Below are 13,618 nucleotides of genomic sequence, written 5' to 3' on the forward strand. Positions count from 1 at the left end.
CCTCTGTTCGGCGCTATTTATGGTGGGCGCGGCGCCGGCACAAGGCGCCGCCCGGGAATTAGGCGCGAGTGTACGGAGTGCTATGGGGCCTGGCAAGTTCAGCCGTGCCGCGCTTCCAGCGAAAACACCCCGACAGCCGTCTGCAACTGCCTCGCCTGATCCGCCATCGACGCCGCCGCGGCAGCCGCCTGCTCCACCAGCGCGGCGTTCTGCTGGGTCACGTCGTCCATCTGCCCGACCGCGCGATTGACTTCTTCGATGCCGGTGCTCTGCTCCTGCGACGCCGACGAAATCTCGCCCATGATGTCGGTCACGCGTTTGACCGCGTGGGTGACTTCGGCCATCGTCTGCCCGGCACGCTCGGCGAGTTCCGCGCCGCTGCCCACGCGCGCGGTCGAGCTTTCGATCAGCTCCTTGATCTCCTTCGCCGACACCGCGCTGCGCTGCGCTGCGCGAGCGAGCGCACTTCGCCCGCCACCACCGCGAAACCGCGGCCCTGTTCGCCGGCACGCGCCGCTTCCACCGCCGCGTTCAGCGCGAGGATGTTGGTCTGGAACGCGATCCCTTCGATCACCGCGATGATGTCCGTCATACGCTTCGAGCCGGCCGCCAGTTCACGCATCGTTTCGACCACGTCGCCGACCAGATGGCTGCCGCGCGCCGCGACTTGCGACGCGCCGTGGGCCACGCCGCCCGCCTGCTGTGCGTTCTCGGCGTTCATCTTTACTGTCGACGTCAGCTCCTGCATGCTCGACGCGGTCTCCTGCAGCGCGGCGGCCTGTTCTTCGGTGCGCTGCGACAGATCGGTATTGCCTTGCGCGATTTCGCCCGACGCCATCAGGATCGATTCGCTCGACTCGCTGATGCCCGACACGATGCCGGCCAGCCGCTCACGCATATTGCGCAACGCGAACAGCAAGCTGTGAGTATCGCCCGCACGCGTGTCGACGCGCACGCTGAGGTCGCCGTCCGCGATGCGGTTGGCGATCTGCATCGCGTAATCCGGTTCGCCGCCGAGTTGCCCCGACAGACGGCGCGCGATCACCGTGGCGAGCAGCATGCCCGCGACGATCGCGCCCACCACCAGCGCGCTCATGACGATACGCATGTGTTGATAACTGGTGGACGCCTCTTGCTGCGCGGCGTTGGCTTGCTGGCGACGATAGTCGATCAGCGCCGTGGTGCGATCGCGCAACGCCTCGCTCGACGCAATTGCGCGGCGCACGAGTTCGTTGTTGTCGACGCCGGCCGGAATCGGTTCGAGACCGATCTGCTGATGCACAATGCCTTCCCACGCTGCCGACTTGCGCAGCACGTCGTCAAATATCTCCTGGCCGTTGCCCGTCTCGATCGTCGCGCGATACTGGTCGTAGGCGCCGTGCATGTCCTTGAGCGAGCCGACAATACTGTCCTTCAACTTTTGACGGCCGGCGTCGTCGGCGGCGTAGCCGAGATTCGCGGCGGCCAGATCGGAATCGATCTTGTGGCGATTCGCCTCCTCCATCCAGTAGAGGCCGTTCATGTGTTTATCGCAGATGGCATTGGTGATGCCGTGCATCGACGACAGCGTATTCAGCGAAGTCGCGCCGATCACGACGCAAAAACCAATCACCACAGCAAACGCCAGCAGCAGTTTCCTGAACACAGGCATGCGGTCGAACCACTTCATTTCACCATCCTTCACGCGTCACGACGGGACGCCCGCACAGCCACGCCATCGCGAAACATTCGCGATCTATCGGATACGTAGCGGCGCTCCCACTTCATTTACGGCGGCCACCGCGGAGACTTGATGCGCGAAATATCAGGAATAACCGGGAGAGGATGTTGTAAGCAATGCTTAGCGCGCGAGGCTTGATTGCGGAACGCCGTGCCGGCGGCGTATCGGCGAGACGTTTGGGATTCGTCTGATATATGGGACTGCCGCAAACTCTTAGACTTGTTCTGCTGCGTTGACCCCCATGAGTAAGCGCAAGCGATGTTGTTGTAACTCTCCGACTTTCCGCTCACGCTTCCCCGGTGTGAGCGGTTTTTTTCGTTTGTGCGATCCGTTGCATGCACCTGCGAAGACGCTGTGAGGCGCTTGCCTTTACCTGCCTTTACGCCTGCGTCGCGAAAGCGGCGGTTGCGAGTCGCAAGGTGTAGTCGCGCACGTCCTCGGGCTATGCCGCGACGGTCTCTTCGAAAAGCGCGGGATCGTCGGCATATAGTGCGCAAGTGGCATATTCATAGCGCGGCAAATTGCCCGCCAGCGCGGTCATGAAGCGGTACACGGCTTCCTGCGCAGCAAGTTCGCGATTCTTGTCCTCGCCGGCAGCGCGCGCCGCATCGACCAGTTTGCGCAGTGCAACCGAAGCGCCGCCCGACCGGCCTACCGGTGACGTCGTCGAAGACCAGGACCGGCGCCTGTTCGCTGTCGCGTACCTCAGACTGAGTTCCGCGCTTCGGTGCCCGGCGCCACCGTGGCGGCCCGACCGGGCGCCGCGCCCGTCACGGTCCGATAGCACAGCACGCGATTGCGGCCCGTATCTTTGGCTTCGTAGAGCGCGTCGTCGGCAGCATTCAGGAGCGCGCGACTCGCTGCGAATGCCTGACCGCGCGTACCGGCGATACCGATACTCACCGTCAGCACATGATGCGAACTCGCCACGTGGCGAAGCTGGAGCGCCTGAACCGCAGCGCGAATCTTTTCGGCGATAAAGCTTGCGCCTGTTTCATCGGTATCCGGCAGCAGCACAGCGAACTCTTCGCCGCCGTAGCGCGCCGCCGTGTCGCCCGGACGCCGCACACTCTGCGAGATGCAGCGGGCCACGGCGGTGAGCGCGTCGTCGCCGGCGGAATGGCCGTACAGGTCATTGAAACCCTTGAAACTGTCGACGTCGATCAGCAGCATCGACAGCGGCCACGCGTTGCGCTGCGCGCGGCGCCACTCTTCCTCCGCCTGCTCCTCGAAGGTGCGGCGATTGCTCAGGCCGGTCAGCCCGTCGGTGCGCGCCAGCACGCGCAACTCTTCCTCGGCCGCCCGGCGATGCCGCAACTGGTACGAGAACAGGACCGCCAGCGCAATGATCGTCAAGTCGAGCGCGGCGATCAGCGAGCCGATGATCCACGCGCGATGCCGCCATTCCACGTAGATATCGCGCGTGGACAGCGCAACGTCGAGGATCAGCGGATACATGTCGATATGACGGAACGCGTACCAGCGCTCGACGCCGTCGATTGCCGCCGTCCCGAAGAAATCCCCGCTCGGCTGCTGGGTGAAGCGCGAGTAATTGGCGGTGCCGGTCAGGTTGATGCCGATGATCTTCGGATCGTAAGGACGCCGCATCAGCATTGTGCCGTCGTTCAGCATGAGCGCCATCGAGCCGCCGGCTCCCAGGTGCATGCCCGCGAACAGGCTGCGGAAATAGGTGAGGCGCATGGTGCCGGCCACCACGCCGCCGAAACTGCCGTCCGGCCGCGTGAGACGCCGGCTCAGCGCGATGCTGACTTCCTTGCCGCTGATTTTCGGCATGAACGGATGGCTGATGTACAGGCCGACGTTGGGAGAGTCCCGCTGCACCTTGAAGTAATCGCGGTCGGCGAGATTGACGTGGCGCGGCGGGGTGGCTTGCGAGTCGAACCTGACGTTGCCGGCTTCGTCGGTCACGAGGATCGAACCCATGTCTTTGGCGCTCGCCGAGCCGTCGAACAACACCATCTGGCGGATGGCCGGATCCAGCTCCAGCACGCCGGGCTGTTTCAGGCCGTCGATCACCGCGCGCAGCGAGAGATCGTAAATCTCCAGATTGCGCGACACGTCGCGCTCGACCAGCAGCGACACGTTGAAGACCGAATCCTGGGCGCGCCGCAATGCGTCGTCGCGCATCTGCGCCAGCACCCACACGGCGATCGCAAGGATCGCACTGGCCAGCACGATACTGATCGCAATCACGAGGTTCGGTCGGCGCGTCACCATGGGCTTTTCGTTCAAACATGCGCCGGCCTGCGCGCGTGAAGAAGAGGGGCCGCGTCCGGACCGGCGCGCACCGTGAACTGGTAGGGTACCAGACGATGCAACGCGCCGAATCGTCGAAAAGACGGGTTTCTGCCGGCTTTCGCAAGCTTTACAATGCTCGCCCCGCGTTCAGCCGGCGTGCAGATCGAGCGCGGAGCCGGCTGCTGACCGGCTCAACGCGCGGATGTCGGCGGTCTCCAGCACCGCCTTGTCGGCGCCATGGCGGGCCACCGCCAGCATCGCCAGACCGATGTCTTCGGTGCTCAGAATCTGGTTGGGGAAAAGCGCACGCAGCGTCGACAGGAAAGGCCGGGCCAGCGTGTAGAACAGCTGGTACGAGCGGGTCTTGGAGCGCGCGCCGTTCAGCGGTTGAATCACGCCCGGACGGAACAGGTAGACGCCCTTGAACGGCAACCGCTGCAACGCGTTCTCGGTCCTGCCCTTGACGCGCGCCCACATGCTGCGGCCTTGCTCCGTGCTGTCGGTGCTCGCGCCGGACACGTAGACGAAGGTCATCTGTGGATTGAGACGGGCAAGCGTCTCCGCCGCCGCCAATGTGAGGTCGTAGGTGAGGCGCGAATATTCCGCCTCCTGCATCCCCACCGACGACACGCCCAGGCAGAAGAAACATGCGTCGAAACCCGCGAGCGACGCTTCCACCGCGCGATAGTCCATCAGGTCGGGCTGAATCACTTCGATGAGCCGCGGATCGAGCTGACCGGTGCGGCTGCGCCCGACCGTCTGGACTGTCTCGACATCGGGCGCGCGCAGACACTCGCGCAACACGCCTTGCCCGACCATGCCGGTCGCGCCAAAAATGAGGACCTTCATGATGCATGCTCCATGGTCGCGCGCGGCCAGCGCGTGTTGGTGAGTGCTTCGGTAATCGCCCGCAAGCGGGCGGCGACCGCCTTGTCTTGCGATCGGCGGCCTCCGCCCAGTGCCCGGCTAGGCTGGCCCCTCACGCTGTCGTCGATGCGCCCGGAAACACCGGTAGCGGCGACGGCGCGGAGAAATCCGTCGACTCGCTGACGGCACGCCACGCTTCTGCTTCGGCTGCGCGCGCCTTCTCGCCTTCTCCGCAGTAGTGCAATGCGTCGGTGCCCAACAGGAGATGCGCTGGCAAAGCATCGTGATAAGCCAGCTTGAGCACCACTTGCGCGACCTTCGCCGGATCGCTGGCTTCCTGGCCGATGTACTGCGACAGCATATCCACTACTGCGCCGACCGATGGCACATAATCCGGCAGCAATTCCGGCGTCGCACCGGCCGCCTCGTTGCCCCACTCCGTTTTCATGCCGCCCGGTTCGAGCGCGGTGACATGGACGCCGAACGGCGCGAGTTCCTGGCGGATCACTTCGGTGAAACCTCCCACGGCCCACTTGGCAGCCTGATAGGCGCTCAAACCCGCGATGCCCACGCGTCCGCCCACCGAGGAAATCTGGATGATGTGCCCGGCGCGCTGCTGTCGCAGCACCGGCAAGGCGGCGCGCGTCACGTTGACGACGCCGTAGAAGTTGGTGTCGATCTGCGCGCGGAAATCGTCCTCGGTGCTTTGCTCGAACGGCACCAGGTGACCGAAGCCCGCGTTGTTGACCACCACGTCCAGCCGGCCAAATGCATCGACTGCGGCTTGCACGGCTTGGCGCGCCGCCTGCGGATCGGTCACGTCGAGCGCGACCGCCCGAACCCGCTCGCCATAACGCGCCGACAGATCCGCCAACTGCCGCGGATCGCGCGCCGTCGCGACGACCTGCTCGCCTGCCTGCAAAGCTGCTTCGACAATCTCACGCCCAAGTCCGCGGGCGCTGCCGGTAACCAACCAGACCTTAGCCATATTGCACTCCATGAAATTAGTTGAGCAAGTAATCACTCATTAATGCGACAAAAAAACTCAGTGCCGGGCGATCGCGTTCCAGAACGCGTCGAAGCCTGCCTGGCGATAACGCTCGGCCTGAGCCGGTTCCCGAACGATGAAATCCATGGTCGTCTCGGCCAAAGCGCCCATGATCGCCGACAGAAAAGCCGGCGGATGGTCTCGCAACGCGCCGCTCGCCACGCTGGCCTGAATCATGTCGTTGATGTCTGCGAATGACTGCATGCCCGTCGCTCGCGTATGGTCAGTCAAACGCTCCGACACGGCCAGTTGCGCCATGGCACGACGCTTGTTCGGTTGCGCGACGCCCCAGTCGACAAACTTGTCCCACACGTACTGCGCCCGCTCGCGCACGGTGGCGTGCTTCGGATAGGTCGTCATCATCACCTGGCGCAGTTCGGCCTTGATGTCGAGGTACAGGACGTTCAGTAAGTCGTCTTTGCTGTCGAAGTACGTGAACAGCGTGCCTTCCGCCACACCCGCCACTTTGGCGATGCGTGAGGTGGGCGCGCCCAGTCCCTGCTCGGCGATGACCTCGGTCGCAGCAGCAAGGATGGCGTTACGTTTGTCTTCGCTCTTGGGACGAGCCATGCGGATTCGTTTCTGCTACTGGCAATAAATGAGTGATTGCTCAATCATATACGCGAACATCGCCTCGTTCAAGCGATTTTTTCGGCTCACGCGTAATGGAATGTTTTCATCACGCGCCTAAATATATTCATTCCGCAAGAAATTCCACTTTCTTCGGTCATCGCGCACAACCTTTATAGAGACATATCCGATTTACCTTCAGTCGGCGAGCACGCGAACCGATATCCGGTAAATGGGATACCCATTTTGTGTCCGACGCCGATGTGCCTTCGCTTAATCCATCGACGTAAGACACCGAAGGACAGACCGCGCAAGCTCGCCGCAATGTACGGCGACCAGAGAGACGCTCCCATGCCCGGACCTGAGAGTCCATCGCGAACGCATCCACGTTTCGTTATTGGAGGAAAAAATCGTGACATTGAAGCACCTCACCATCAAAGCCAAACTCATTGCTGGTTTCGGCATGCTGTCTCTTATCGTCGTCGCGGTTTGCGGGCTTTCCCTGAAGGCGCTCAGCGACTCGACCGATGGTTTTTCCGGCTTCGTGCACGGCATCAACGCGCGCGCGGACATGGCGGTGCAGGTGCGAACCGCCGTCGACCGCCGAGCCATCGCCGCGCGTAACCTCGTGCTCGTGACCAAACCTCAGGATCTCGAGATAGAAAAAGCCGATGTGCTGCGCGCGCACGAAGACGTGCAAACCGATCTGAAGAAGCTCAACGACATGATCGCGAGCGCTACCGACACGTCGGAGAAAGCGCGCAGTCTCGTCGCCGAAATCAATCGGGTGGAGGCTTCGTATGGACCGGTCGCCACCGACATCGTCAATCTCGCGCTGACCAACAAACGCGACGAGGCGATCGTCAAGATGGACGATCAATGCCGACCGTTGCTCGCCGCGCTGATTCGCGCAACCAACGCCTATGCCGACTACACGCATGGCCGCCAGGAACAGATCATCAACGAGTACGCAGCGCACTATGAGAGCCAGCGCAATCTGCTGATCGCGATCAGCCTGGTCGCGGTGGCGCTCGCGATCGGCGCCTGCGTGCTGATCACGCGCGCGGTGACCGGACCGCTGCGCCAGGCGATCGACGTCGCGCGCACGGTGTCGAAAGGTGATTTGCGCGCGCGCATCAGCGTCGACGGCAGCGACGAAACCAGCAAGCTGCTAGGCGCCCTGCGCGAGATGAACGAACGGCTGACGAAGATCGTCGGACGCGTGCGCGACAGCAGCACGAGCATCGCCGGCGCGGCGCGCGAGATCGCCGCGGGCAATATGGACCTGAGCCAGCGCACCGAACAGCAGGCAGCCTCGCTGCAGGAAACGGCGTCGAGCATGGAAGAACTCACGTCGACGGTGAAGCAGAACGCCGACAACGCGCAGCAAGGCAGCATGCTGGCCGCGAATGCTTCGTCGGTCGCGCGGAAAGGCAGCGAGGTGGTCGGCCAGGTGGTGAATACGATGCACGACATCAGCGATAGCTCGACCAAGATCGCGGACATTACGGGCATCATCGAAGGCATTGCGTTTCAGACCAACATTCTGGCGCTCAACGCGGCCGTCGAAGCCGCGCGCGCCGGTGAGCAGGGCCGAGGTTTCGCGGTGGTGGCGAGCGAAGTCAGAAGCCTGGCGCAGCGTTCATCGAGTGCGGCCAAGGAGATCAAGGATCTGATTGCCAGTTCGGTGGACAAGATCCGTGACGGCTCGGCGCTCGCCGGCGAAGCGGGCAAGACGATGGCCGAAGTCACCCAGGCGGTGGCGCGGGTGACGGACATCATGTCGGAGATCGCGGCGGCATCGAGTGAACAAAGCCGTGGCATCGAGCAGGTCAATCTTGCGATTACGCAGATGGACAATGTCACGCAACAGAATGCTGCGTTGGTGGAAGAAGCGGCAGCGGCTTCAAGGTCGATGGAGGATCAGGGGCAGCAGTTGAATGAGGCTGTGGCGTTTTTTCAGATTTTGAATGGTGGGGCGACGGGGGGTTTTGTTTCTGCTGGGCCTTTGCGTCAGGAGACGGGGCGGCGCGAGCGGGTTGTTGCGCCTGTCAGGCGGGCTGTGAGGGAGACGTCTGCGGCGGCTGCCGCGCCGGTTACCGCGTTGGCGACGGCGGTGACTGTGGTCGGTGTGGATGATGGGTGGGATAAGTTCTGAGCGTGTTGTTCTGGTTGGGCGCCGTGTTTGGCAGAGCATGGTCGCTTCGGATGCGCATCTTGGCTCTTTGTCTTTGGACGGCGCTTATCCATCGCATTTTGATCAATATGCGCAATCGATTGATGGGGCGGCTGTCAACGGATACCGTCAGACGCCGCCAGAAATAAAAAACCCGCCGAGCCTTGCGGCTATGCGGGTTTTAGGACTTTCTCGTACAAGTTCAGACATGTTCGTGGGAGGAGGAGGATCAAACACCCGACCTTCGCATTGCGAATGCAAAAATGTCGCCATACACGTCGGTCTTTCTAGCCATATTCATGCTTATTTGCCACAATCCTGCCACATCGACTAAAACATGGGCGAGAAAGTGGCGAGCATTCGAAAGCGAGGCCCCTACCAATGGGAAGCTCAGGTCCGACGACGCGGCTACCCGGCTCAAAGCAAAACATTCGATACAAAAGCTGAGGCGGACGCTTGGGCCCATATGATCGAGTCGGAAATGGCGCGGGGCGTGTGGGTCAGCCGCAGCGAAGCCGAATCCACAACGCTGTACGAGGCGCTAAACCGATACGAGGACGATATCTCTCGAGCTAAAAGGGGAGCTGCTCAAGAGGCCTCTATCATTCGGATTTGCAAGGCCGTTGACCTAGCGAAGCGCCCCCTCGCCTCAATCCGCAGCTCGGACGTGGCCGCACTCCGCGATGAATGGCTGAAAAGCTTTGCACCGGCGACCGTTTTGCGCCGCCTGTCTCTCGTATCTCATGTGTTCAACATCGCCCGCAAAGAGTGGGGCATGGAAAGTCTCTCAAATCCAGTCGAGCTGGTAAGGAAGCCCCAACCCAACAACGCACGAACGCGACGCCTCGCATCGGCTGATCCTTCGATCACTTCATCTGATAGTTCCCTTCCTGAATCCGAACGCGGAGCCGAAGACGGTGAACTTGCGCGCGTTGCTGCCGCCAGCGGGTCGGTCTTGCTACCTTTCATCATCTGTATTGCCGTCGAAACGGCCATGCGCCGTGGTGAAATTGTATCGCTGCGTTGGGAGCACGTGGATCTGAAACGCCGCGTCGCGCACCTGCCCGCCACAAAAAATGGAACAGCACGCGACGTCCCCCTCTCCTCACGTGCCGTTGCTGCGCTCAATGAGGTGAAAGACTCCCGAGACAAAACTATGAACTTGGAGGCTGGCGAATACGAAGCCGATCAGGGTCGCGTGTTCAGTATTCGACGTGATGCCGTAACGAGGGCTTTCGAGCGGGCCGTTGTCCGCGCGCGCAAGCTGTACCTTGAGGAGAGCAAGGAGGCCGGCCGGCGCCCAGACGTGAAGTTTCTAACGAACCTTCGCTTCCATGACCTTAGGCACGAAGCAACGTCACGCATGGCGTCGCTTTTTCCACTGCACGAGCTAACAAAGATCACCGGCCACAAAGACCCGCGCATGTTGATGCGCTACTATCATCCACGAGCCGAGGATCTAGCAAAGAAACTGGGATGACAAACGGTAGCTAACCTCGGCCGATCGAAAACCGGCGCTCCCCCAAATCTGCAGGTAGGCAAAACGATCATCATCGAAGGCATATGCCTAGCGGAGACGCCGCGATACTCTCCGCTGATAAACGCGCATAGTTCGACTATCGAGTCCCTGGGCTGCCGACGCGTCTCCGTGTCCCCAGTGTTCGTGCTTGGACGGCGTCCGCCAACTCCAGACTATCTTGCCAGCTTACGTTGAGCGTCTGCACATCAATTTTGGCGACCGTGTGGACTGTGACAATCAGTGGTCGACCGGCCGTGCTGCTGAGACTGTCCAACTGTGTGGTGAGGTGGTGTGACCGTCGTGCCAACTGCATTACTAATTTTGGTGATCGCGAATATTACCGAAGCAAAAACTGAGATAGCAAATCGCTCAATGTTGTAACATTCCGAGTCGCTGTTGTTTTAGCTCATTCGCTACGAGGCCTTCGTGTCACAAACCGTCGAACTGATAAAAAATTTTGTTAAATACGCCACCTCACTAGACGGTGACGAGAAAGGGGAAGCACAGGTTTTTTGTGATCGCTTGTTTAAAGCATTCGGGCATGCAGGATATAAGGAAGCCGGTGCATCGCTGGAATTTCGCATTAAGAAATCCTCTACAAAAGGCACAAGCTTCGCAGATCTGATGTGGAAGCCACGTGTGCTGATAGAAATGAAAAAGCGTGGCGAAAAACTAAATCAACACTATCGTCAAGCATTCGATTATTGGCTTAATGCGGTACCCTCCCGACCGCGTTATGTCATTTTATGCAATTTTGATGAATTTCAGGTTTACGACTTTGATCGGCAGATGAATGAACCTGTCGATACGTTGACACTTGAAGAACTACCGCGGCGTTATTCTGCATTAAACTTTTTATTCCCTGATGACCCGGAACCTGTTTTTGGCAACGATCGAACCGAAGTCTCAAAAAGGGCGGCCGTTCAAATGGCCGCTCTATTTAAATCTTTAATTTCAAGGAAAATCGATCCGATAGATCGACTAAAAGCACAACGATTCGTACTACAGCTAGTGATCGCAATGTTTGCAGAAGATATAGATCTGCTACCAGCATCCACCGTTTCTGGAATCGTAAACGATTGTCTTAACAAAAAGCAAAGCTCTTACGACTTATTTGGCGGTTTATTCAGGCAGATGAATAACCCTGCGCCAGCTGCCGGCGGACGTTTCAAGGGCGTGCCTTATTTCAACGGCGGATTATTTGCGAACGTAGATCCGATTGAACTTTCCAAGGCAGAACTTGAGCTGATCGGCTGGAGGAGCGAGGACGGAGGAGCGTCGACAGAAAACTGGGCCACCGTAAACCCTGCAATTTTTGGAACGCTTTTCGAGCAGAGTATGGATGTCGATGTCAGACATCAACATGGTCGACATTTTACTTCCGAAGCCGATATTCAACGCGTCATCGGCCCAACCCTTGTGAAACCTTGGGCAGAGCGTATCGCAGCAGCGACAACGGCAACCGATTTACGGAAATTGCGAAAAGAATTGGCAACTTTTCGTGTATTGGACCCGGCGTGCGGTAGCGGGAATTTTCTTTACGTCGCATTTCGTGAACTTGCCCGCTTGGATTTAAGCATCATGCTGCGACTCCAATCGGAGTTCAGTCGCCGCATTTTCGAGGAACAAGCAAAGGTGGTATGCGCGATCAATCCGAAGCAGTTCTTTGGACTCGATAACGATGCATTCGGTGTCGAGCTTGGCAAGGTCACGCTGATGCTCGCAAAGAAGCTCGCTCTGGATGCAGCTGTCGAAAGCTTCTCGGAGGGTGAGCACAAATATGCCAAAGGCACCCACGAGATCGAATTTGAAGCGGATCAGGCGCTTCCGTTGGACAATTTGGACGATAACATTCGCTGCGTCGATGCGTTGTTCACTGACTGGCCTCATGTCGACGCTATTGTTGGGAACCCGCCGTATCAAGCCAAAAATAAAGCGCAAGGAGAACTCACGCCCGCCTACCTCAAGCGATTGCGCACGCGCCATCCAGAGATCGACGGTCGGGCAGATTTTTGTGTTTATTGGTTGCGACTAGCTCACGATCACCTGCAACCGGGTCAGCGCGCAGGACTCGTCGCGACGAACACAATCAGACAAAATTATTCACGGGAAGGTGGCTTAGATTACGTCGTAGGAAACGGCGGAGTAATCACCGAAGCTGTGTCCAGTATGATTTGGCCTGGGGAGGCGGTCGTCCACGTATCTATCGCAAACTGGATTAAAGGCGCTCAAAAGGGAAAAAAGCGTCTTCACATTCAGGACGGAAACAACGTAAACGAGGGTTGGCGTTACGAGGACCTGGATACCATTGGTCCAGCATTATCATTTTCATTTGATGTGACGAAAGCAAAAAAACTACTCGTGAACGCGAGATCGGGAAACTGCTTTCAAGGGCAAACTCATGGACACGAAGGGTTTTTAGTGGACGCAGATGTAGCTCGCGCAATTATTAAAAATAAATCCGCCTACAAAGCGGTATTAAAGCCTTTTCTGATCACCGACGATCTGGTTGGAAATGTCGAAAGCAGTCCATCTCGCTACGTAATTGATTTTAGTGGGATGGAGTTACTTGACGCGGAGAAGTACGCCGACCTGTTTGAGACCGTCAAAAAGGTAGTTCTTCCTCAGCGAAAGAAAGCAGCAAAAGAGGAAGAAACGAGAAACGATGAGATATTGGCCGAAAATCCAGGTGCAAATGTAAATCGCCATCATGCCAATTTCCTTAGAAAATGGTGGCAAATGTCCTACCCCCGCGGTGACTTAATGGCATCGCTCAAACCCTTGAAGCGCTATATCGTCTGCGGCCAAGTTACTAAACGACCCATATTCGATTTTGTAAGTACAAAGATCAATCCAAATGCGGCGCTAACAGTATTTCCTTTTGACGATGACTATACCTTCGGAATTTTACAATCCAACATCCATTGGGCGTGGTTCGTAGAGCGATGTTCCACGCTCAAGTCAGATCCGCGATACACGTCAAACACCGTATTTGATTCGTTTCCATGGCCACAACATCCGACCTTGGCGGCGGCAAAAAAAGTAGCACGAGCCGCCGTAGCGTTCAGAGAAGAGCGAGCGATGCTTCGGGAAAAGCATCAATTACCATTTCGCGATTTATACAGACGACTTGAGGGCCCGGGAGAGAATAGTTTGAAAAAGAAGCAAGCCGCTTTAGATCTGGCCGTCCGAGACGCTTATGGAATGTCGGGGCGGGATGACACACTTAAATTCCTGTTAGCCTTGAATAATAAATTGGCTGGTGACGAGGCCGCCAAGAAAGCTATTCAAGGTCCGGGCCTCCCTCCGAGTGTTATCGACCGTCGTGAGTTTGTGACCGATGACTGTATTCGCCCGGTGATGTAGTTGCTAGTTCGCCGTTTAGATCCTATGTAGCGTGAGAGTCGCCAAGGCCCGAGTCGTAAGATTGACGGGTCAAGGCTTGCTCAATGGAGGGCA

8 protein-coding genes and 1 pseudogene are annotated in these 13,618 nt (G+C 58.7%); 3 read left to right on the top strand and 6 right to left on the bottom strand.

Features of this window, described 5'->3' with window-relative positions:
* Positions 1-98 precede the first annotated feature (98 nt).
* The 6 genes and pseudogenes from RI103_RS18205 to RI103_RS18230 all read right to left on the bottom strand — a co-directional run bounded on the left by RI103_RS18205 (position 99) and on the right by RI103_RS18230 (position 6,464).
* Positions 99-1,669: pseudogene (locus tag RI103_RS18205) on the bottom strand (methyl-accepting chemotaxis protein).
* Between the two features lie 493 nt (positions 1,670-2,162).
* On the bottom strand, positions 2,163-2,507 hold the full coding sequence (locus tag RI103_RS18210) for a DUF2239 family protein (protein WP_310813298.1): 345 nt from the start codon (positions 2,505-2,507) through the stop codon (positions 2,163-2,165).
* Positions 2,426-3,958 carry a diguanylate cyclase gene (locus RI103_RS18215; RefSeq protein ID WP_310813299.1) on the bottom strand — a complete coding sequence of 511 codons (1,533 nt, stop codon included), beginning with the start codon at positions 3,956-3,958 and terminating at the stop codon, positions 2,426-2,428. Before RI103_RS18215 ends, RI103_RS18210 begins: the two co-directional genes overlap by 82 nt.
* A 168-nt stretch (positions 3,959-4,126) precedes the next feature.
* On the bottom strand, positions 4,127-4,828 hold the full coding sequence (locus tag RI103_RS18220) for an NAD(P)H-binding protein (protein WP_310813300.1): 702 nt from the start codon (positions 4,826-4,828) through the stop codon (positions 4,127-4,129).
* Between the two features lie 130 nt (positions 4,829-4,958).
* Positions 4,959-5,834, bottom strand: coding sequence for an SDR family NAD(P)-dependent oxidoreductase (locus RI103_RS18225; protein WP_310813301.1), 876 nt, complete (start codon positions 5,832-5,834; stop codon positions 4,959-4,961).
* A 57-nt stretch (positions 5,835-5,891) separates the two neighbouring features.
* A complete protein-coding gene (locus RI103_RS18230) occupies positions 5,892-6,464 on the bottom strand; it encodes a TetR/AcrR family transcriptional regulator (protein ID WP_310813302.1) in 573 nt (190 codons plus the stop codon).
* A 463-nt stretch (positions 6,465-6,927) separates the two neighbouring features.
* Here RI103_RS18230 and RI103_RS18235 point away from each other — a divergent pair, with 463 nt between their 5' ends.
* From RI103_RS18235 to RI103_RS18245, 3 genes are all read left to right on the top strand, one after another.
* Positions 6,928-8,622: a methyl-accepting chemotaxis protein gene (locus RI103_RS18235; RefSeq protein WP_310815271.1), complete on the top strand. Its 1,695-nt coding sequence runs from the start codon at positions 6,928-6,930 to the stop codon at positions 8,620-8,622.
* Positions 8,623-8,989: 367 nt separating this feature from the next.
* Entirely contained in the window at positions 8,990-10,120 is a 1,131-nt protein-coding gene (locus tag RI103_RS18240; RefSeq protein WP_310815272.1) for a site-specific integrase, read from the top strand.
* A gap of 465 nt (positions 10,121-10,585) precedes the next feature.
* A complete protein-coding gene (locus tag RI103_RS18245; RefSeq protein ID WP_310813303.1) occupies positions 10,586-13,525 on the top strand; it encodes a DNA methyltransferase in 2,940 nt (979 codons plus the stop codon).
* Positions 13,526-13,618: the final 93 nt, after the last annotated feature.

Origin of the sequence: Paraburkholderia sp. FT54 (assembly GCF_031585635.1) — a bacterium.
Taxonomy (GTDB): domain Bacteria; phylum Pseudomonadota; class Gammaproteobacteria; order Burkholderiales; family Burkholderiaceae; genus Paraburkholderia.

Bases quoted from the DNA above. Each gene is read 5' to 3' on its own strand.
- RI103_RS18220 (WP_310813300.1), bottom strand. From the start codon at position 4,828: ATGAAGGTCCTCATTTTTGGCGCGACCGGCATGGTCGGGCAAGGCGTG.
- RI103_RS18215 (WP_310813299.1), bottom strand. From the start codon at position 3,958: ATGGTGACGCGCCGACCGAACCTCGTGATTGCGATCAGTATCGTGCTG.
- RI103_RS18225 (WP_310813301.1), bottom strand. From the start codon at position 5,834: ATGGCTAAGGTCTGGTTGGTTACCGGCAGCGCCCGCGGACTTGGGCGT.
- RI103_RS18235 (WP_310815271.1), top strand. From the start codon at position 6,928: ATGCTGTCTCTTATCGTCGTCGCGGTTTGCGGGCTTTCCCTGAAGGCG.
- RI103_RS18230 (WP_310813302.1), bottom strand. From the start codon at position 6,464: ATGGCTCGTCCCAAGAGCGAAGACAAACGTAACGCCATCCTTGCTGCT.